The sequence below is a fragment of the Spirochaetota bacterium genome, assembly GCA_026415295.1.
Taxonomy (GTDB): Bacteria; Spirochaetota; JAAYUW01; order JAAYUW01; family JAOAHJ01; genus JAOAHJ01.
The window spans coordinates 81,124-104,304 of record JAOAHJ010000026.1 but is presented as its reverse complement, the minus strand read 5'-3'; the positions used below and the strand labels follow the sequence as shown (position 1 = coordinate 104,304).

Here is a 23,181-nt window from a genome sequence, read left to right as displayed (position 1 = left end):
AAAAAAAATTAAAAAGTTTAAAATTACTAAAAAATAAAATATTTTTAAAATTAAATTTATAAAAATCATTGAAATATTTTATAAATAGTTTGTCAATATATTTATTAAATTTTTCTGGGTCATTTTGGTATTCAAATAATTTTAATTTTGATAGAATAATTTTATTGTAAATAAAAAAGTCTTTTGGGGTTAGGTGATGAAAAGAATTTTTTAAATAAACAATATTTTTATAAATAGAGAATGGTTTAAGATATATTTTTAATTTTTTTTTTGGTAAAGCGTTTTCCATTTCTTATATTTTATTATATATTTTTTGTATTTTTAATTTTAAAATTAATATCTAATAAATATCATTTTTATAAATTTAACATAATTTTATCTCTTTTGAATAATAAAATTTTAAAAATTTAAGTTAAAAAAAATTAAGATAAGTAGTTATAATTTAAGTTAAGTTGATATAAATAATAGTTGTGTTATTTTTTAGATAGTGAGAAAAATATTTTAATAATTTATTTATTTAATATATTTTAATAGATAACAAAAATTATTTAATTTTTAATGTATTTAATGTTAGTGAGGTTAAATATGAAACCCAGAAATATTTTATTAATAATAATTATTTTTTTTATTTTGTTTATTTTTAACCATAGGATATGGGCTTATGAGGATTATAAAAAGAAAGATGTAGTTATTTTTTCTATTTTTTCAAAAGTTTCAAATGTTCCAGATAGTGTCTTACAATCAATAAATAGTTCAATTGAAAATGTTTTTGGTTCCTCAAAGAGGTTCAATGTTTATTATTATCCAAATTTACAGATGGATTTAAATTATATAGATGATTTAATTCTAAAGATAAAACAGATAAGAGAAAATAGTTATTCTGGGCAACAGGATTCAATTTTTGGTAATCTTGTAATTAATTATAGTGATCTATATAAATTTTCTCAATCTTTTTATATAGTTGTATCTAATTTAAGTTATTTTTCACAGTATCTAGATAAAAGCCAGGATAAAACAAGATATGTTTGTGAACTAGTAGTTAATGTTAAGATAATTAATGTTGAGTCTTATAAAATTGAAGCTGATATTTTAATAAAAGATAAATCTTATTCAGAAAAGGATATTTCAGATGCAGAGCTTAAATCCATTAATAGTTTTCAAACAACTTTGAGGAATAAGGTATATGAGCTTGATATGTTTAAACTAAAAGCAGGAATTATTAAAAGAGAAGGAAATTTGGTTTACATAAGTATCGGGGAATTTGTAGGAGTTGTTTCTGGACATGAGTTTATTGTAGTAGGAAAAGAAAAAATTGGAGAAAAGTTTATTGAAAAAGAGGTTGGTTTAATAAGAATAAAAAGTGTTTCAAAAGATATTGCAATGGGGGTTATATTGATTGAAAATCAAACTATAACAGAAGGTGACCAGATTAAAGAATTTGTTAGAAATATTTCTATAGGAATTGATAATTCTTATTATTTAACTGGATTAAAAGTAAACATTCCCTATAATATTTATGCTACTGATCAAACACTTCCTGAGATTTCATCACTTTTTGGAGGGGGTTTCAATTTGAGAGTTTATTTTGATTTTAATAAATATTTTTTAGTTGGAGCCGAAGCTTATATTTATAAATTACCTTTTATAAATTATTTTGGAGGTATGGGTTATAGTTTTTTTATTAGAAGGCTTATTACTTCTATTGAATTAAATTTTTGTTTGCTCGATCTTGGAATATATTCAGTTGAAAATTCTTATTCTTCAAGAACTTTTGGGGTTAGAGCTTTATTAAATTTTGAGTTTTTATTATCTCCATATTCTTCTATTTTATTAAGTGGTGGATATTGTATATTTGTTCCATTTAATGAAATTATTTATTTTGACAAAGACAAAAATCAATATAAATATTTCTTACAGAATCCTATTTCTATAAATGATTTTTTCATAAGATTGTCTTATAATTTAAGATTATAAATACAAAAAGTCAGAAATTAAATAAAAAGCGGTTAATAAAAAATATTTAAATATAAAATAAAAAAATTAAATAAAAAAGTAAGGAATTTTTTATGAAAAAGATCAATTTAATAAATTTTATTAAATCAAAGATAAAGATAAGACTTATTTTTATTTTTTTTATCAGCATTTCTTTATTTTCTTGTTCAATTAATAATTACGAAAAAAATGTTAGTCAAGGGCAAATATTAGAACAGAAATCTGAAAATAGAGTAAAAGTTATTGGACAAGATCCAGATTTTAATAAAGCTAAAATGAATGCTTATATGCTTGCTTGTAAGTATTATGTTATATTATTTATAGGTGAGCAAAGGGAAAAAGAAAACATAAAAAAAATAACTGAGAATATTTATAATAATCCTCTTAAATTTATTATTGAATATAAAATTTTAGATAAATATACTTCAGGCGGAGTTGTAAATGTTGTAATGGAAATTGTTATTAATATTGAAAAAATTAGAAATACATTGATATCTATAGGTCTTTTAAATACAGGTTCTTCAAATATGGTATCGAATCAACAATCTTCAACTAGCTTATCTTCATCAAGTACTACACAGTCAGTTCAATCAACTATTGATGATCTGTTTGGTATTGATGATGTTGAGGTTATGAAAGCTATAAACTCAATGAAACCAGAAGAAGTAAAAATTGTTAAAAATTATGTTAAAAACATGATATATATGGTTTATTATGATGAAACAAAGATCAAAGAGAACCTTGAATATTTTAAGTTTACTGTTTCTAGAATAAATAATTTTTTTTCTTCAAGAAATATAGAATATGTTGATCCAGATTATATAAATGAGTTAAAAAAAGATGCAGAGATAATAAGGTTAGCAACTCAAGGAGGTGTTTCTGAGTTACAACTTGTTGCTGATAGAATTGGGGCAGATGTATATACTGTGGTTGATATAGCTATTAACAAAAGACAGGAAAGTAATAGATATATTGCTCAGGTTAATTTAACTTTAAAAATGTTTGAAGCAGCAACAGCTAGAGGCCTTGGGGAAGAGATAGGAATTTCTGATGAACTCTTTTCAAACTCATCATTTGATGTTGTTATAAGAGCTTGTATTGATAATGCTGTGAAAAAAGTTATGGAAAAAATGATAAAATCAGTACAATATAAAATGTTTTTAGCTTTTAAAGATGGAATAAGATATAAAGTAGTCTTACACAATGTTCAAACCACAAAGAATAGACTTGAGTTTGAACAAGCAATAATGAAAACAAAAGGTTTTAGAAGTTTGAAGCCGATATCTGCAACAAAGGATGAAGCTTCCTATTTTGTTTATTATATGGGAACTTTGGAGGAGTTTGAGTTGGAGCTTTTTAAAATACTAGCAACTGTTGGTGGCTTTGAAAATTTTGATGAAGTTATAAAAAGAAGAAATAGTATTGAGTTTAAAATATAATTGTTTACTATTATTAAATATAGAATATTTCAAAAAGAAACCTGAATATTTTTTTTAAGAACAATTTATTAGGATTTATAAAGTTTTTTTATAAAATTTTAATAAAACCAATATTATTTATTAGTTTTTTTAACTCTTTATTTTTACTTGAAGATTTTAACATATCATTATCGACATAGGAAAAGAATCCGTATTCTTTGTATATTTCTTTTGCTTTTTGTAGCTTATTATTAATATTTAGAAAGTTTTCTATAAAAAGTGTAGTATTAAAATCTAGATAAAATATTTTTATAAAATGATCTATAAAGTTTAAGGTACTTAAAATTGTTATATTTTTTGAAAAGATTTCATCTGAATTGTAATTTATACATTCATGAAATTTATCAAAATAATTTTTATATCCAAAAAGATTTTTTTTAAATTCAATTAATATTTTGTATATATTTTCCAAATCAGAATTTTTTAATTCTTGATTAATATTTGTATTTTCAATATTTTCATTTTTTTTGCTTTTTTTATTTAGGAAAGTATTAATTGAAAAATCATAATTATAATTAAAGTAAAAAAAAATTTTTATAAAACATTCTTTTTTTTTTATAATTATTTTATATAGTTTATTGATAAAAGAATTAAAAAAATTTAAATTAAAAGGCATTGAAATTTCAAATAAAATAGTGAAAGAAATGTAACTAATATTTTGTAAATTATAAAAAAAAGATTCTATTTGATTTATTTTAGTAATATTAACTTTTAAAAAAGGAAAATTTTTATTAAACTCAAAAGGTTCAAAATATGATATATCTTTTTCAAATTCAAGATAAGAATAAAATTTTTTTATATCATCGAAATTATAATTTGAAGTTTCTATTGCGTAGTATGGAGGTTCATCTAAATATTTAAATCCACTTTTTTCAAATTTTTCTCTAATTTTTGTTCCTGGTAAAACAAGGAGATGATAAAAGTTTGAATTTCTTAACATATTATTATTTTCAAGATATGATATAGTAGATACCCAAGAATTGTAATTATCTTCAGGTAATCCTATGATGAAGTCAATAATTGGTTTGATTTTATATTTTTTTAATGATAAGAATAAACTTTTTAATTTTTCTTCTTTATTAAAAATTAAATTTTTATTTTTTATATTAAAGTTTAAAGATTGAACTCCAATCTCAATTTCTTTAAAATTTGCGTCTGATAAGAGCTTTATATCTTCTTCATTAAATATATATGGATTAAATTCACCAAAAAGCTTAATTTTTCTATATGATTTGCTTTTTCTATTATTATTTTCTAAGAAATTATTGTTAGTGTTTTCTAAAATAAAAGAATTATTGAGATTAATAAAATAATTTAGTAATGTATAAAAAAGATTTTTGTTATAATTTAGAGTTGGAGCTAAGAAGTAGATTTCTTTTAATTTTTTATTATTTTTTATAATGTTATAAATATAATTCAAAAATATATTTTCATCAATTGAAGTTTGCTTATAGATATTCTTAGCATATTGACAGAAATCGCATTTTTGAAAACATCCCCTTTCTATTTCACAAAAAACTATCTTAGAATTAAAATTTTTTTCTGATAATATCTTGAAAATCTCATTGATAAAATATTTTTCAAATTTGAATAATTTTTTATTTACATTTTCGATATTTTCAACATTGATTGATTTATAAAACAGAGATATCTTTATTTTTGAAAAAAAAATTGGTTCTAGAGGGTCTTTATTTAAAATAAATTTTTTTATTATTGAATCAATATTATTAAAAAATAGTGGTAGATCAAATAAATAGTCAGAGTCAAAATATAAATCAAATTTATATCCTTCTAAAAAGTTTTTATATAAAAAATTATTTTCTTTTCTAATTTCTGGTCCACCTGAAATGGTAAAGATATTTTTTCCAAACATTTCTTTAACTTTTTTTGATATATATAAAAACCTTTCAATATTCCAAAGGTAGCAAGAAAATAAAATAATATCTGGAGTGTATTTTTTGATTAAATTTATAATTCCTTCATTATTGAGTCTTCCAAGAATATTTTCATTTAAAGTAATAATGTTGAACAATTTTTTATTAATAATATTTTTCTTTATTAAAGCTTGAATATAGTGCTGAATTAGTGCAAAGTTTGTGTTATAAAACCATTTCATTGGTTCAGGGACAGGAGTTGATATGAGAAGAATTTTATACATTATATTAAAACAATTAAATTTTATATTAATTTTTATATTTTTATTTTAATATTAAATTAAAATCAAAAACAATATTTATTATATTTTAATTAATTTTGTTTTCTATTTAAAATAAACTTCAACTGTTAGATTTGTTGGAGAGTCCTTAGCAGACTTTAAGTCGAAGTAATCTACTGATTTTTTAATATTTGGAAGGCCCATTCCTGCTCCAAATCCAAGTTCTCTTGCTATAGAAGGTGCAGTAGAGTAACCTTCTTGGAGTGCGAGTTCTATATTTTCAATTCCAGGTCCTTCATCTATAAATTCAGCATGAAATTTGTCTTTATCTATATAAATATAAGCATAGCCTCCTACTGAATGAATTACAACATTCATTTCAGCTTCATAAGTTGCAACAGAAATTCTCCTTATTATGTTTCTGTCAATATTTAATTTTTTAAGAAGTTTTTTAACTTCAGATGAAAGTTTTCCAGCATTGTTAAAATCACCTTTTTTAAGAGGCCATTTAAATTCAATAGGTTTATCAAGTTTAATTTCATTAACAAGATTTAATTTTTGAATAAGAACATTTATTTCTGATTCTGTCTTTTTTGACATTTCATCTATTTGATAAAGAAGTTTTTTAATAATTATTCCATTTGTAATAATTCCTACAACATGCCTCTCATTATCTACAACAGGAATTCTACCAAATTTATATTTGTCTATAAGATTAAATGCTTTAATTAAATTAACATCTGGAGAAATGGTTATAACATTTTTGGTCATCCATTTTGTAACAGGATCATGTAATCCATTTGATGAAAGAGCATCAAGAAGATCGGCTATTGATATAATACCAACGATTTTATTTTCTGAGTTTACAACAGGAGCTCCTGTTATATGGTAACATTTCATTACTTCTTTAACTTTTTCAATATTCCATGTATCTTTTAAAAGTACAACTTCTATTTCCATAACATCTTTAACAAGCAATGTGTACAAAAGTTCCATAACAGGTGAAACAGATTTATTATCATCATAATCTTTATCTAAGTTTAGTTCAGCTAAATTAGAAGAATTAATTATATAAGTTATATTATTCTCATCATAATTTTCTATTTTTTCTTTTATTTCAGGTTGTTGGTCTTTTAATTTTTCATCCATTTTTTATCCTTTTTGTAAATTTTTTTATTGATTAATGTTTAAATATAAACTCAAAAAATTTGATAAAAAATTCTATTTAAAATATTTTATATTATTTTTTTTTTATTTTTATTATTTTTTATATAAAATATTTTATTAATAAACTTAAAAAGATGATTCACAACTTATTGTTATGGATTCAAAATAATTTGAAGTATTTATAAATTGGAAATTTGCATTAATATTAAAAAGTATTCCTCCTGATAATAGCTTAATAAATGGAACTACATATACTTCGTTTAGAGCAAAACCATCCAAAAGAAGTTTTGATAAAACTCCAATATGTAAAGTTTTATAAATGTTATTATATGCTAATGTTAATGAAAAAGTTATTTTAGAATAGTCAGAAATATTTTGATTATTAAAAAATGAAGGTTTAGAGAAGATAACAAAAGATTGAGAAAATTGTTCTAAATTAATTTTTTGTTCGAAAGAAATATATAGATCATATATATTTTGATAGTTTAAGAGATTGTGAGTTCCAATATTTAATTTAATATTAAAGAAGTCCTGATCAAAATAGATCATCCCACCTAATCTATAAATAGAAAATTTATCAGTTCCACCAAAAATTTCAAATTTTAAGTTTTCTATTATATTAAAAATTAAATAAATATCTATAGAGTAATCATTAATAAAAATATTTTTAAGGTAGCCTATAATTGAAAAATTAAATATTCCACCTGGTATGTTAAAATTTAAATCTACTCCACTACCGTATATAATAAAATTGTATTGAAAATTATTTAAATAATTGGGGGTTAAAAATTCTAAAGTGTATATAGGTGACATAAAATATGGGCCCTCAAATATTTTTTTATATAATCCATGAAAAATACTTATGTTTAATATATTAAAAATATCCTTAATTTGGGTAGTTATTAGAGATAGTTTAAACCCTGGATTCGTTTCTGTGCTTAAATAATAAAAATTTAATAAAATATTATATTTTAAACCACCAGAAATTGAAAAGTCTATATAAAAATAATTGGATAGACCATTAATAATATTGTACTTTGAAATAAATAAAACATATGGTATATCAAGGTTTGCAGAATATGCATGAAATGGTAAAATTAGTAAAGAAAAAATAATAATGAAAGAGAAGATTACTAAGTTAAAAAATTTATTTTTATTGAATTTTTTCAAATAAAGATATTTTTTCATCTATTCCTCCATAAATAAAATTAAACACAATTGGTTTTGTAAAATTATCTTTTTTAATAAAAATAAAAGATTTGTAAATTGCTTATAATTCTAAAATAGTTTTATATATAAATTTTAATATTTAAAATAATATATTTTATAAAATATCATAGCAATTATTATTTATAAAAGATGAAGTACTTTAGAAAACTTAATAGTTTTTCAAAATGCTCTTTTTTTATTTCTACAAATTTTAAACCAGCTTCTTTATTATAATAATAAATTAATTTTGTTAAAGAAACAAATGGTTCATCTGTAAAAAAGATTTTAGTTTCAGAAATTTTTTCTTTTAATTTATCATAAAATTCAAGATCTCTGTAAAATTTAATCTTTATCCCTGTTAATGAAATATTTAAAATTTTACCATTGGTATTTTTGAGTGTTAATGGGTTCTTATAAGAAGCTTCAAGATCAAAATTTTCAGTATCATAACGTTCACAAGATCTTTTTTCATTAGGCATTGGATGATAATTAAATATAAAATTTTTTATATTTATTATTGATAAATCTAAAGTATTTAATAAAAAAATTTTTTTTGGATAAAATTTTGAGATTTGCTCAAAATCATCTTTTGAAATATTTGAAGAAATTATTAATAAATTTTGTTTATTGCAAGAAATTTTTTCCTTTATTTTATTTAATAATTCAATATTATTATTGAAGTGAAATATTATTAAGCATTGTTCATCTTTTGGTGTAATAGACAAATCTATTTTTGTATTATGATTATAAGTAGTATTATTTTTATAAAATTCATCTATATTAATAAAAAATAACTTATAACCTTTTATAAATAATTCATTAAATATATTTTTATAAATTGTGTCATCATTATCAAAAAAGTAAATATTCATTTTACCCTGTTTAAATTATTTTTTACAAATTTTAACTAATTAAAATTATGTTATAAATTTTATTTAAGTCAAGATTAAAAAGATTATTGAAAAATATTAAACTAAAATTAAAATTTTTAAGAAAATATGTATAAAAAACAAAATTAATTTATAATATTAAATAGGATTTAAGAATAATAGTAAATAGGATTTTTATGAGTAATAAAATTGAAAAAAATGATAGTATTGAAAAATTAAAGAAAAGAGTTGAAGATTTAATTAAAAAAATTAATGAATATGATTACCATTATTATGTATTAAATCAACCTATTATTTCAGATAATGAATATGATGCTCTATATGAAGAATTAAAAAAAATAGAGCAAGAGTACCCTCAACTTAGATATCCAGATTCTCCAACTCAAAGAGTCGGATCTGATCTTGATAATAAATTTGAGAAACTCCCGCATAAAATTGAAATGCTTTCCCTAGATAAAATATATAATATAGAGGAAAGTAAAAATTGGATTTATAAAAATTTAAACTTATTTAATAATAGTTTTCCTGATAATAATATATTTTTTTCTCTTGAATATAAGTATGATGGTTTATCAGTTGTTCTCTATTATGAAAATGGCATTCTTTCTAAAGCTTTAACAAGAGGGGATGGAATTTATGGAAAAGATATAACAGAAAATATTAAAACGATAAGAAATATACCATTAAAATTAATTGACAATATTGACCTAGCAATAAAAGGCGAAGTTGTTATCTCATTTAAGGATTTTGAAAAATTAAATAAAGAACAGGATGAAATATTTGCAAATCCCAGAAATTTTGCCGCAGGTGTTCTAAATAGAGTTAAGAGTACAGAAGTTGCTAAAATACCATTAAAGTTTATAGCTTATGATGGATACATTTTATCAAATAATAGATATGATTTTGTTTCCTCTTTACAAATTTTAAATTTATTAATTAAGAATAAGTTTTTTATTGGAAATTTTTTTATGATATTTGGAGTTAAGAAAAAAGAAGATGATTATAAAATTTTAGATGGATATTTTGATAAAGAAATTTTTAAAGGATTAATTTATATAGATTCATATTCTAATTTTAGCCCAGGTTTATTTAATTTGTACTTTTCTCATGTTGAAAATATAGGTGAAATTATTCCCAAACTTGATCTTATGAGAAAAAAATTGGAATATCCTGTTGATGGACTTGTTATTAAGATAGATAACATAAATTTCAGAAACTATCTTGGCTCAACATACCATCACCCAAGATGGGCATTTGCATACAAATTTGAATCTCCTAAAGGAATTTCAAAAGTTATAGATGTTATATTCCAAATAGGAAGAGGTGGGAGAATTACTCCTGTGGCCATACTTGAACCAGTTGAAATATCAGGTTCTATAATTCAAAAAGCTACACTTCATAATGAAGATTTTATAAGAGCTCTAGAATTAAATATTAATGATATAGTTTCTATTTCAAAAAGAGGAGAAATTATTCCTGCTGTAGAAGAAGTGCTTGAAAAGGATGTAGAAAATTCTAAGCCCATTTTATTTCCACAAAAGTGTCCATCTTGTTCTTCTACTCTTATTAAGAATGGTCCTATTCATTTTTGTATTAATGAAGATTGCCCTGCAAGAATATTAGAAAGAATTAAATTTTTTGCATCTAAAAATGGTATGAATATTGAAACTTTGGGAGAAAAAATTATTACATTTTTATATGAAAAAGGTTTTATAAAAGATATACCTGATTTATATATTTTTGACTATGATAAGCTAATTCAATTTGATGGTTTTGGTGACAAAAAAATAAAAGCTATTAAAGAAAGCTTAGAAAGATCTAAACAAAATGATTTTATTACTGTTTTGGCTTCTCTTGGTTTTAGATATCTTGGTAGGCAGACTTGTGAATTATTAATAAAAAATGGTTTTAATAGTATTGATAAATTTATTGAGGTTGCAAAAAATAAAGATGAAGAAAAACTTTTATCTATTAATGGGGTAGGTCCAAAACTTGTTCAGGTAATTTTTGAAGAGTTTACAAATAAAAAAAATTTAGAAATTATTGAGAGGTTAAAAAATATTGGTTTAAATTTTGAATTTAATGAAAATGAATCCTATGAATTGCTTAATGAAAAAGAGAGACAGAAAAAATTTCCTTTACTCAATACAAAATGGGTAGTGACAGGGACATTCGAAAATTTTAAACCAAGAAGTAAATTGGAGGAATTAATTAAAAAATTAGGTGGATCTATTTCTGAAAATATTTCATCAAAAACGGATTATCTTGTTGTAGGAAGTGATCCAGGCTCTAAACTAGAAAAAGCTAAAAAACTGAATATAAAAATTCTTACAGAAGATGAATTTATTAAATTAACCCAAAAATATTTATCTGAAAATCAAAATTATGAAGAATTGTCAGGAAAAAATAAAAAAATTGATGAGCAAAATGAAAAATTAAATTTAGATAAAAAAAGGAATACCAATGGACAATCAACTTTATTTTGATTTTGAGAAAAATAGTACAGATTACTTTGTTATTGGTAGATTTTATGACCTAAAAAAATTATTACACCTTTATATTAAAGGTATAAAAATTATTAATCTTATTGGTAAAAAAGGAATAGGAAAAACATTTTTTGTACTTAAATTTATTCAAATATATAGAAGTTTTTTTCAAAAATCATCTGTTTTTTATTTTAATTTAAAAAATTATTATTACCATGATATAAATGAAATTCTATTTGATTTTAAAATATTTATTATTAATAGTGAAAAAAAAGATAATATATTGTTAATATTAGATAATTTTTTAGATAGTTTAGTAACAGAGGAGTTTAAGAATTTAATTGAATCATATGAAAACCTGAAATTATTAATTGTTTCGAATAAGAAATCTAAATACTTTAAAAACAAATATTTTTTAAGTCCTTTAAAAAAGTTAGATTTTAGAGAATTTTTATCTATATATGCTGGGTATAATAAATTAATTTATAAATATTTTATTTATTTTTATTCTAAATATAAAAAAAATATAGGAATTAGCATTAGATTTTTGAAAATACTATATGAAAAAAATATTTCATTGGATGAAAAAGATAATATTAGCAACATTTTGCAATATTTAAATTTTTATTACTTTAATAAGGATAATTTTTTTCTTTATCAAATATTTTCTTTTTTGCCTGAAGTTTCAGAAGAATTTATATTTTCTCTATCTTTTTTTATTTCTTCTAATCAAAATCAATTAAGAATATTTAATATTTTTAGCTATGATGATTTTATTAAAATATTAAATAAATTTTTTTATGAAAATTATAATATATTAAGTAGAAATGGTAAAAATTACTATATTTGTAAAAACAGAAAATTATTTAATGTTTTAGAAAATTTTATTCTTAAAAATGAGATGAATTTAATAGAGGATTTTTTATATAATTTCTATAAATGTAGAAATGAAGAAATTATACATTTTGATGTTTTTTTAAAAAAATTCAAAAATTCTGTTAAATTTTATGAGCTTGCATTTAACAAAATAAGTTTCTTTTTTAAAATTAAAAATAATGATAATGTTTTTAGAATAATCAATAATATTGAAGAAAAAAATGTTCCATCGAATTATATTTTAAGGTATTTATTAATTAAAGGAAATGTTTATTTTTTTAATAAGTCATATAGTGAAGCTCTTTATTACTTTAAAAAAATATTGCAGAAAAAAAAGGGAGATCCTTATTTAAGAGAAACACTTATATTGAAAATAGGATACATTAAAAACTACCTTGGTGAAACTGATGAAGCAATTGAGATAATAAAAGAAGTTATTAATAAATCTTTACTAGGAGGAGACTACAGGAAATATGCATTATTAACAATTGGTGAAATATTTTATTCCAAAAATAACTTTAAAGAAGCTTTGATATATTTTTTATTAATTTTGAAAGATATTGTAACATATTTATGTTATAGATCTAAGGAGAATTGTAATCATTTATCTCTTTCTTTTGAAAAGATAAGTATAGAACAGACAAAGATTATTAATTGCGGAGATCTTGCCATTCAAAATATTTTAAATCAAAATTTTAATTTATATGAAATGATTAAAGTAATTAGAGAAAACATAGATTATTTTTTTGAAACTGAAGAAAATAGAAATTTTTATGTAAAGCTTATTAAAGATATTGGTATTTGCTCTTTGTATCTTGAACTTTTCGATTTTTCAAAATCGATGTTTTTATTAGCTCTTGATTTATGTAAAAAAGAGGATTTATTATATGGAGTTATTTTAAATGATTTAGGTGTTTTACATAAGAAATTTGGTTATAATGGTAAAGCTTATTATTATTATTTAAAAGCTTATGATAAATTTAAATCTTTAAATTCTGATGCAAGAATTGCTATGGTAACAAATAATTTAGCTTCTTTATTAATGGGATTTAAAAATTTTGATAAAGCTTTGGAATATTTAAATATTTCATATGAAATTAAAAAAAAATATAATGATTTAAAACAACTTGGTGTTGCATATGTAAATTATGGTATTATTTATTATCATATGAATGCTATAGAACAATCTTATAATTTTTTGAATTTAGCATATGATGCTTTTTCTAAATCAAATGATAATAATCATCTTGTTATAACCCATTTTTATATTTTAATGATTGAAATATTTTATTATTCTACACTAAAGAAAAAATTTGATTTAAATTACTATAAAAATTCATTCGAATCTTTTATCATTGAGTTTGAAAAATCCAGTAAATATTATCAAGTTTTATTTGATTTTTTAAAATTTATTTTTCTTAAAAAATTTAATCTAATTTATCATGATTCTCTCATTGATATTAATAAAAATAGTGAGGAAATAGATAAATTTTTAAAAAATTATAACGATCAGTTTGTAATATCATATAAAAATTTGAAAGATATGGAACTAAAGATTTTAATAGGGGATTTAATTAAAATCCATAAAGTTGGAATAAATATTATTAAATAAAGGGGTTTCCATGAAAAGTTACCGGAAAGAGCTTTTGTTTAATACTAAAAATAGAGTTGAATTTATTAATATTACCTTTGAGGTTGAAAAAGCTATTAAAGAATCTGGAATTAAAGATGGTTTATGTTTAGTTAATGCGATGCATATTACAGCAAGTGTCTTTATTAATGATGATGAAGGTGGATTGCATAATGATTATAAAAAATGGCTTGAAGAAATTGCACCTCATGAACCAATAACTCTTTATGAACATAATAGAACTGGTGAAACTAATGGAGATGCTCATTTAAAAAGGCAGATTATGGGAAGAGAAGTTGTTATTGCTATTACTGATGGTAAGCTGGATTTTGGTCCTTGGGAACAGATATTTTATGGTGAATTTGATGGAAAAAGACCGAAAAAAGTATTAATTAAGATAATTGGAGAGTAAAATTATTAATTAATTATATATTAAATAAATTTAGTATTTAATTTATAATAATTAAAAAATTTGTTTAGAGCAGATATTATGAAAAACAAAAAAATAGTCTTAAGTAAATTATTCCTGATAGTAATTATATTTTTTTCTATTTTTTGTTGTTTTTATAATAAAACTTTTGGTAATGAAAATATATTTGATAAAATAGATGGTTCTATATATTTTGAAATAATTGGTGCTGGTGTTTTTTCTTCATTTAATATAGATTTAATATTTTATAATAGTTTTTTAATAAGATATGGAATTGTATATAATAAATATAATAAAGGTTTTCTTTTTGGGCTAGGAGGATTGATTAATTTTAAAGAGAATAATTTTATAGAGTTTGGTTCTGGATATGTAAAGATATTGGAAGGTTTTGGTGAAAATACATGGCACATTTTTATTCTTTGTGGATATAGATATCAACCAGATAATTTAGGAATAAGTTTTAGATTAAATATTTCTCCACTAATTAAATATTTAAAATATGAATTTATGACTCTTGAAGAACAACTTTATTATAAAAAAGATACTATTAAATTAATACTTTGGATAGGAGTTTCTGTAGGACTATCTTTTTAGTAGTTTATAGAAAACAATAATATATTGTGGAGTACTTTTTATGAAAAATACTGATTTTTTGAATATTGGCCTGGGAAGTTATGTAAATAAAAATAAAGTAGTTTGTATTTTATCTCCAGATGGAAATGCTGCTAAAAGACTTAAAGAGTATGCAAAAAAAAATCACTTATTATATGATGCTACTGCTGGTAGAAAGACAAGAGCAATAATTGTAACTGAAGCAAATCAAGTTATTCTTTCAGCTATACAGGTTGAAACACTTATAAATAGATCTGATGAATAATTTAAATCTATATTTAAATGTAAAAAAATATCGATAAAATTATATTTAATATAAAAATTGCTGTTATATTGCTCATAGTTGCTTTTGTTGTAACTTGGGGAATTTGTGTTGAGTTTGTTGCTTGAAATCCATGGTATATAGATATGCTTGCAATAAGTAAACCTTGTAGAATTGATTTTAAAAAACCTGAAAATATGTCAAATAAAGTTATATTGTTAATAATAAAATTAATAAAAACTTGAAATTCTATTCCTTGACTGATATAAAAGATTAAAAAGCCACCTAAAATACCCATTGTTGCAAAATAAATGTAAAGAATTGTTAAAGAAATTGATACTCCAACTATTCTAGGGAAGACTATAAATTTTAATGGATCTATGCCAAGTAGTTCAAGTGCATCTACTTCTTCATTGACTTTCATAGTGCTTATTTCTGCTGCAATAGCAGTTCCAGATCTAGCAGCAACAACAAAAGCAGTTATAAGAGGGCCTAGTTCTCTTATAAAAACAATATTTAGTATTTTGCCTATATAATCAAGTACTCCAAATTTTGAAAGTTGGGTAAATAATTCAATTATCGAAGCAGCACCTAATGATAAGGAAACTAGTATTATTAATTTTAAAGCCATGTAACCTGTAAAGTATATTTGGTTAATAATTATAGAGTTTACTAAATTGTTACCTTTTTTTTCTTTAAAGTAGGCAGGAAATGAATAAATTATGAGTCCAAATATTCCTCCGTAGTAATTGAAATATTTATTTAATTTAGATGTGAATGATTTTATGATTTTAAAATGAAAAACAAAAAAATTTTTTTTAATAATTTTATTTGAATGTTTATTCATAAATTAAATTAAAAAATATTGCAACTTTTTATTATTTTTTTGTTATTTTTAAACAAATAATTAAATTTTATTTAAAAGCTATTCCTATAATTGTTGAATCATCTTTTTCAGTTTGCCTATATTTTATAGATCTTTTTTCAAATTTAGAACTTTTAGATATTTTTTCAATATGAGAAAAAATATTTTCTATTTTATATTTAATAATTTCATGATCTATATTTTCATTTGTTTTATTTATTCCTTCATCTTTAATTTTATCATCATTGTTGTTTTCTGAAAAAAAATAGTTAATTAATTTATCTATCTCAAAGAAAGTTCCATCTTTTAATCTATTTTCAATAATTCCATCTGTAAAGAGAATGATACAAGAGTTTTCATTAAAATGAATTTCATTATTGAAATAGATTAAATCTTCTTTGATTCCAATAAAAGGAGAGTTTGATTTTAGTAAAATAATATTGCCATCACTAAAAAACAATTGTGGAGTATGTCCAGCTGAACAATAATCTATAATTTTTTTTTCAATATCAATTATACAATAAAATGCAGTAATATAATTATCCAATTTGATAGAATAGGTAATAAATTTGTTTATTTGATTAATAATAAATGAGGATTTAATATCATTTTCATTAGAAAATTTTCCAAGATTTATATTAAAAAACATTTTTAATAAGAGTGTACAAAATGAAGGGTATATTCCATGACCACAAATATCAGCAATAAATACTCCAATTTTTGTAGGTGAAAAAACAGTAAAATAATAAAAATCTCCAGACAAATCTTTTCCTGCTTTGAAATTAGTATAAATATGTATTCCTGGAATAAAAGGTGTTTCAGGCAATATAAGTGTATTGTAAATTTTTTTAACGATTTTTATTTCATTTTTCCTTTTTGTATGTAAATTGTTTAATCTCTTATTTAATTTTTTTAATTTATTAAATTTTAAATAAAACAATTCTTTTTCTTTTAAATCTTTCAATATTTGAAAGCTTTTTTCTTTTAAATTATTCTCTTTGATAAAACTTTCACTTTTTAATTTTATATTAGCTTTTAAATATTTTTCATAAAAAATAAAAGCATTCTTAAAGTCATTAATTGACTCATATATTTGAGATTTAATTAAAAAAAGATCTGGTAAAAGTCTAAATAGTTGTTGCTTTTTAATTTTTTTATATATATAGAAAGAAATTTTCTTAATTTTATTTAAAGTATTTATCTTTACTGTATTAGACTCGAGAGTGAAATTTTTTAAAATGAAACTATAGATATTTAGTTTAACTAATAAGGCTTCAATAATATTTTCCTTTTTTAATCCTTTTTTTGCTAAAAAGATACTTCTATTTATATAAATTAATGCTTTTTTTATATCATTTTTCTGCAATTTTATGAGGGAAAGATTCTTATAAAGCAAAGTTCTTAAGGATATCTCTCCTAATAATTTAGAAATTTTTATTCCTTTTAATGAAAATATTCTTGAAATATTGTATTTTTTTATTTTTATATATAATGAAGATAAGTTTGTTAATACTGTCAAATATTTATAGTTATCTTTTTCTATTTTAGCAATACTTAAAGATTTTTTATAATAAAAAAGTGCTCTCTTGAACAAATGCAATTTATTATAAGATTCTCCAATATTGTTATAAATTGTTAATAACAAATTGTTTAAGTTTTTATTTTTTATTTTTTTTAATATATTTTTAAAAATCTTTATACCTTCAATAGGGTACCCTGCTTCAGATATCATAATTCCCTGGGTTATCAATATTTTATAATATGTAATATCCTTTTTTAGTTTATATTTAGAATAATAATTTTTTATTATATCTATATATTTTATAACTTCATTAAAATCTTCTTTATAAAAATAAGCTAAAAGTAAATTATATTTTATATTAACAAGTAGTAATAATGATTCCTCAGATCTATCCTTAAAATTTTCAAGATAGTTATTAAAAGATTTATCAATCTTTATTAATTCTTCTATAACAATGTCAGGGGATTCTCTTATATTTTTAACTATTTCATTTATTGATTTATTTAAATTTGATAAATTAATAGAATTTGAAGCTTTTTTTTTCATAGAATAAAATTTTTTAAAGGATCTATCTTAATTATAATATGAAACAGGTAAAAATCCACCACTATATTTTCTAATAATTCTGAAGTATTTGCAATTTGTAAGGTATAAAAGCTTAAAATTATTATATTATAATATAATTATTTAATTTAGTAGTAAATTTATATTTAGGCATATTTTTAGCAAGTTGATTTTTGCTTTTATTGGAATAAAAAGATAATATAAGGATTTTCAAGTAAATAATAATTTTCTGTCTTTATTAATTAAGTATTTATTATTTTTTCAAATATTATTTTTAAATTTTTCTAAATTTTGAGTAATTTCAAATAATTGTTAATCTATAATTTTATTTTTAACTTTTCAATATAATAATTATTAAATATTTTAGAACATTAATATAATTTCAAGATTTTAAATACAAAAAGCAAAACTTTCATTATATTTTTTGATTCTTCATAGAAGAAATTCTTTTTTTTACTGGTAATTATATCAAAATTTTAAATTTTTAAAGTATATATAATTAAATTAATTATTTTATTTTTATCAATATTCATAATGATAAAATTAATAATAATAAAAAAATTTGTTGTATTATTTTTAATATAAAACTTTATTAATTTTAAGTATTTATTTATGTTTATTCAATTCATTAAATTATTGTTGATTTTTTAATTAATAAAAAGTTTGAAAAATCATGTAAATTATTAATTTCAAAATTAGTATTTAGTGAATTTACTGTATTTAAAAATAATTTTTGTTTGGATTCCTCAAAAGAAAAAATAATGAATTGTTCATTTTGGAAATCTGTAATAATTTTTCTTTTTTTATTTTCTAATAATACCTCTAAATTGCTATTATCTTTTTTAATACACTTAATGCTTATAAAATTTTTATTTGAATAAACTTTAAGGTAACCATCATATATTAGGTTACCAATTAGTATTTTAATAAATTTTATTTGTTTATCATCTAGGATTTTTTTCAGTAAGTTTACGAAGAAGATATATATGTTATGACATTCACCATAGAGTTTAATAAGTTTTAAAAAAATTGTATATATAAGTAAAGAAATGAAATAACCAGATAATTCAAAGTTTTTTATTTTTAACATAATAAAATATGTATTACCTTCAAAATATATGCACTGAGTAAGATATATTTTATTGCTATTTTTATTGTAGTTTGAATTATTTGAAATTATTGTATATTTTCCATTGTTTAAGTTCTGTGATTTAAATATTTTTTCAAATAATTTTTTTGAAAAATTTATTTCAACCTCTATTTCTGAAAGGATTTTTTTTATTTCAATATTTTTTTCCTTTAATTTTTTCCTTTTTATTTCAATAATTTCCATCTCTTTTTCTTTCTGTAAATCTAATAGTTCAAGTTCTTGAGATGTAAGTTTGTTAAAAACCATTTTTTTAAAAAGATTATTATAATATTTTATATATTTTTTTTTATAGAAAAGAGCTTTTTTAAATTCATTCCTTATAAAGAAATATTTTGATAAAATTTTATAAATATTTGCCATTGGTTCAACAGCTTTAATTTGTCTGGCTAATTTTAGTATAAAGATCAAATGTTTCTTAAAATTTCTAAATTTTTTATAAAATAGAAAAATTTCAAGAATTTCAATGTTGCTTAATAATATTTGCAAATTATTATTTATTTTATATGAATAGAAAATAGAATTTAAAAAGTAAATATAAGCAGTATCATATTCTTTTTTATCCTTGTATAAATTACCTAATTCATAATAAATATAAGATAAACCTCTTATTTTATTAATTTCAATGTTTATAGAGTTTAAAGTTTCTATAGATTTGTTGAAATAAAATAAAGCCATATCATATTTTTTTTCTTTAACATATGTTATTCCAATGTTTTCATAATGAACAACTTTAAAATTTGTAAGATTATTTTCATCAGCTATTTTTAAAGCTTGTAGAAAATACTCTCTAGCTTTAGAGAAAAGGTTGTTTTTTAAATAAATTACTCCGATATTGTTTAAAGTCTTAATATAAATGTCTTTACTTATTAAGCTTTTATACCTTTTTAAGTAATATAATATTTTTTGATAAAAGATAAGTCCTTTTAAATAATAGTTTCTCTCAGTAAAATTATACCCTAAAGATAAACATACTCTAGATAAACTTAAAATATCGTTTAATTTTTCAAAAATATTGTATGCTTGTATTAGAAATTGTTTAGCTTTTTCAAATTCAGAAATATAATTATGATAAACCCCTTTAAAGTAAAATGAATAAGCTATTCCCTTAAAATAGTTAGAATTATAAGATAAATTGTATATATTATTGCTTTCTTCTAAGAGATATTTTAATTCAATGTTGTTAAAACCTTTCTTTAAAATAAAATTTATCTTTCTATTAATATCTTTGTAGATATTTTTTGTATTTATAATATCATTCATAAAAAATTAAAATAATATTTCTTAATCTATTAAAATTTTAATATATTATTTACGATTTTCAAAGAGTACTATATTTTTAATTTTATAAAAATTTGAATTTTTATTAATGAAGTTTAAAATATAAATATAGAGAGATAATAAAATTGGAAATTAAATTAATAGAGTTATTTATTCCTGGTATAGGTTCTGGATTAATACTTTTTGGAACAATTTTATTCCTTTATTTATATTTTAAAACAAGAATTTCATTATATTTTTCAACTTTTCTAATAGGTCTATGTGCTTTAATATTTGTTGGTAGCGAATTTTTTATTATATATATTGGTGGGATAATAAGAAATAGAGGAGTTGGCATTTATTTCCATGTTTTACAACAACTTGGGGGATTATGGTTTTCTTTTACATTTCCTCTTTTTATTAAAAACTTTTTGAAACAAACAAAAATTGCTTTAAGGATAAATTTATTTTTAATATATGTGGGTTTTCTTTTTTCATTAATTGTTACATTTATTGCTTTTTATAAGCCAGATCTATTTATTTCTTTTAATATACCAAACGATAAATGGATGATTTTAGCTGCCAACTATTCCAGAGGTAAAGAAGGAATCCTTTACTATTTTAGAGATTTTTATCTTTATATAATTATTTTGTATTTCTATATTTACATAATTTATAATATTAGTAAATGCAAAAATATTCCAGTTATTAAAGAGATATTAATAGGTCTTACTATAAGTATATTGGCTGCTATTGATGATATGTATTTTGTTTATAAAGGAAGATATATTGGTTTTTTTACACAATTTCCATTCTCAAGGTTTTCAGCTGGTTTAATAATTTTTGTTCTTTCTACGATGATTACTATAATTAATGATTTTTATAAAAAAGCTTTAAGCGAAGATAAAATTTCTTCGGAGTTAACTAAGTTACAAGAGGATTTTGCGCTTATTTCTAATAATATAGATGAGGTATTTTGGATTTATAATAAAAGCCTAGAAAAAATACTTTTTGTTTCGAACTCTATTTCGAAATTATGGCCCTTTACTAAAGAGGAGTTATTAAATAATAATTTTTTATGGAAAGATTATATTTTTAATGAAGATAGGCCTATTGTAGAAACTTATCTTATAAATATTAAGCATTTAGAGATAATTGAATATAGAATTATTAATAAAGATAAAATTTTGTGGGTTAGGGATAAATATTATCCAATTAAAGGTATTGATAATGAAATATATAGGTGGGTTAGAGTTACAGAAAATATAACTAACTTAAAAGAATTTCAAAATGAGTTAATTTCTATATATTATTATGATTCTTTGACAAAATTAAAGAATAGAAAATCTTTCCTTGAAAAGCTAAAAGAAACTTTACTTGTGGCTTTAAGAGATCGAAATAAATTAAGAATTGTTATTCTTATTGATATTGATAACTTTAGTAACATAAATGATAAATATGGTTATACTGTTGGAGATGAATTATTAATTCAATTTGTTGATAGAGTGAGCAAGATAATAAGAAAAAGTGATAATTTTTTTAGAATTGGAAGTGATGAATTTGCAATTATTTTAGGAAATGTAAATGATAGATTTGATGGTACATATGTTTCACAAAAAGTTTTAGAATCTGTTAGTTATCCTTTTTATGTAAATGGTGAAGAATTTTTTATTACTTTAAGTATTGGAATTTCTATTTATCCTGAAGATGGGGATAATGCTGAGGATATTATTCAAAAGGCTGAGATAGCTTTAAATGAGGCGAAAAAAACTAAAAACTCTATCGTTTATTCAAATTTGACATTAAATCAATTAAGTTATAAAAGATTAAATATTGAATTATTGTTAAAGAAAACAATTTCTTCTTCATCTTTTTTATTATATTTCCAACCGATTTGTAAAATTAATAATGAACAACATATAGTTAAAAATAAAGAAAAGAAATTTGAAATTAAGAAACTAGAAGTATTACTTAGAATGAAAGATAATAATGGAAATTTTATTCCACCATCAGAATTTATTCCAATTGCAGAGACAACAAATTTAATAAATCAAATTGGTCATTTTGTAATAGAAGAAACATGCAATATAGTAAAGAGATATTTTTATGACAAAGATATTAGATTTTCTATAAATATTTCTGGCAAGCAACTTGAGGATAGAAATTTTATAATGGACATAAAAAATATTTTAGAAGAGAAATCGATAGATCCAAATAAAATAGAATTTGAAATAACTGAGTCTTTATTGATAAATAATGTTGAGGAAAATATAAACAAATTATATTCTATTAAAAATATTGGTATATATCTAGCACTTGATGATTTTGGTACAGGTTATTCTTCTTTAGCAAGATTAAAACTATTACCATTTGATATTATAAAAATTGATAAAACTTTTATTAATAATATAGATGTTAACAACCAAGATAAGGAAATAGTAAAAACAATAATAAATTTATCTCATTCTTTAAATATGGAAGTTGTTTCTGAGGGTGTTGAGAAAGAAAGTCAATTAGAAATTTTAAGAGATATATCATGTGATTACTTTCAAGGTTTTTATTTTTCAAAACCATTACCAATTGAGAATTTTTTAGATAAATATTGAATTGATAACAAAAAGTAAATTAAAAAACTT

16 protein-coding genes are annotated in these 23,181 nt (G+C 20.8%); 8 read left to right on the top strand and 8 right to left on the bottom strand.

Annotated elements, in window-relative coordinates; translation table 11 throughout:
* Positions 1-289, bottom strand: a 289-nt coding sequence (locus N3A58_06515; protein MCX8059051.1) for a hypothetical protein, incomplete at its 3' end; no start/stop codon positions are given.
* Between the two features lie 296 nt (positions 290-585).
* On the opposite strand from N3A58_06515, the gene N3A58_06510 reads away from it, so the two are divergent.
* Positions 586-1,974: a hypothetical protein gene (locus N3A58_06510; GenBank protein ID MCX8059050.1), complete on the top strand. Its 1,389-nt coding sequence runs from the start codon at positions 586-588 to the stop codon at positions 1,972-1,974.
* A 92-nt stretch (positions 1,975-2,066) separates the two neighbouring features.
* The gene (locus N3A58_06505) at positions 2,067-3,431 is read left to right on the top strand and encodes a hypothetical protein (protein MCX8059049.1); all 1,365 of its coding nucleotides are present in this window, start codon (positions 2,067-2,069) and stop codon (positions 3,429-3,431) included.
* Between the two features lie 88 nt (positions 3,432-3,519).
* On the opposite strand, the gene N3A58_06500 is transcribed toward N3A58_06505, so the two are convergent.
* The 4 genes from N3A58_06500 to N3A58_06485 form a co-directional block, all read right to left on the bottom strand.
* Positions 3,520-5,628 (bottom strand): radical SAM protein, encoded by a 2,109-nt coding sequence (locus N3A58_06500; protein MCX8059048.1) that lies wholly within the window; start codon positions 5,626-5,628, stop codon positions 3,520-3,522.
* Between the two features lie 102 nt (positions 5,629-5,730).
* On the bottom strand, positions 5,731-6,774 hold the full coding sequence (locus tag N3A58_06495) for a CBS domain-containing protein (protein MCX8059047.1): 1,044 nt from the start codon (positions 6,772-6,774) through the stop codon (positions 5,731-5,733).
* A 144-nt stretch (positions 6,775-6,918) separates the two neighbouring features.
* Complete coding sequence (locus N3A58_06490) at positions 6,919-7,980, bottom strand: hypothetical protein (protein ID MCX8059046.1); 1,062 nt, start codon at positions 7,978-7,980, stop codon at positions 6,919-6,921.
* Positions 7,981-8,138: 158 nt separating this feature from the next.
* The gene (locus N3A58_06485) at positions 8,139-8,873 is read right to left on the bottom strand and encodes a hypothetical protein (protein ID MCX8059045.1); all 735 of its coding nucleotides are present in this window, start codon (positions 8,871-8,873) and stop codon (positions 8,139-8,141) included.
* 194 nt (positions 8,874-9,067) lie between these two features.
* On the opposite strand from N3A58_06485, the gene ligA reads away from it, so the two are divergent.
* The 5 genes from ligA to N3A58_06460 all read left to right on the top strand — a co-directional run bounded on the left by ligA (position 9,068) and on the right by N3A58_06460 (position 15,190).
* A complete protein-coding gene (ligA, locus tag N3A58_06480; GenBank protein ID MCX8059044.1) occupies positions 9,068-11,377 on the top strand; it encodes an NAD-dependent DNA ligase LigA in 2,310 nt (769 codons plus the stop codon).
* Positions 11,355-13,865: a hypothetical protein gene (locus N3A58_06475; GenBank protein MCX8059043.1), complete on the top strand. Its 2,511-nt coding sequence runs from the start codon at positions 11,355-11,357 to the stop codon at positions 13,863-13,865. Before ligA ends, N3A58_06475 begins: the two co-directional genes overlap by 23 nt.
* Positions 13,866-13,875: 10 nt before the next feature.
* The gene (locus N3A58_06470; protein ID MCX8059042.1) at positions 13,876-14,295 is read left to right on the top strand and encodes a secondary thiamine-phosphate synthase enzyme YjbQ; all 420 of its coding nucleotides are present in this window, start codon (positions 13,876-13,878) and stop codon (positions 14,293-14,295) included.
* Between the two features lie 78 nt (positions 14,296-14,373).
* Complete coding sequence (locus N3A58_06465; GenBank protein ID MCX8059041.1) at positions 14,374-14,907, top strand: hypothetical protein; 534 nt, start codon at positions 14,374-14,376, stop codon at positions 14,905-14,907.
* A gap of 40 nt (positions 14,908-14,947) precedes the next feature.
* Positions 14,948-15,190, top strand: coding sequence for a DUF370 domain-containing protein (locus tag N3A58_06460; GenBank protein MCX8059040.1), 243 nt, complete (start codon positions 14,948-14,950; stop codon positions 15,188-15,190).
* A gap of 13 nt (positions 15,191-15,203) precedes the next feature.
* Here the strand turns inward: N3A58_06460 and N3A58_06455 are convergent, their stop codons facing one another.
* From N3A58_06455 to N3A58_06445, 3 genes are all read right to left on the bottom strand, one after another.
* Positions 15,204-16,034 carry an ABC transporter permease gene (locus tag N3A58_06455; protein MCX8059039.1) on the bottom strand — a complete coding sequence of 277 codons (831 nt, stop codon included), beginning with the start codon at positions 16,032-16,034 and terminating at the stop codon, positions 15,204-15,206.
* Between the two features lie 67 nt (positions 16,035-16,101).
* Positions 16,102-18,120, bottom strand: a complete 2,019-nt coding sequence (locus N3A58_06450) for a SpoIIE family protein phosphatase (GenBank protein ID MCX8059038.1) — start codon at positions 18,118-18,120, stop codon at positions 16,102-16,104.
* A gap of 646 nt (positions 18,121-18,766) precedes the next feature.
* Positions 18,767-20,548 carry a tetratricopeptide repeat protein gene (locus N3A58_06445; GenBank protein ID MCX8059037.1) on the bottom strand — a complete coding sequence of 594 codons (1,782 nt, stop codon included), beginning with the start codon at positions 20,546-20,548 and terminating at the stop codon, positions 18,767-18,769.
* A gap of 143 nt (positions 20,549-20,691) precedes the next feature.
* On the opposite strand from N3A58_06445, the gene N3A58_06440 reads away from it, so the two are divergent.
* Positions 20,692-23,151 carry an EAL domain-containing protein gene (locus tag N3A58_06440; GenBank protein MCX8059036.1) on the top strand — a complete coding sequence of 820 codons (2,460 nt, stop codon included), beginning with the start codon at positions 20,692-20,694 and terminating at the stop codon, positions 23,149-23,151.
* Positions 23,152-23,181: the final 30 nt, after the last annotated feature.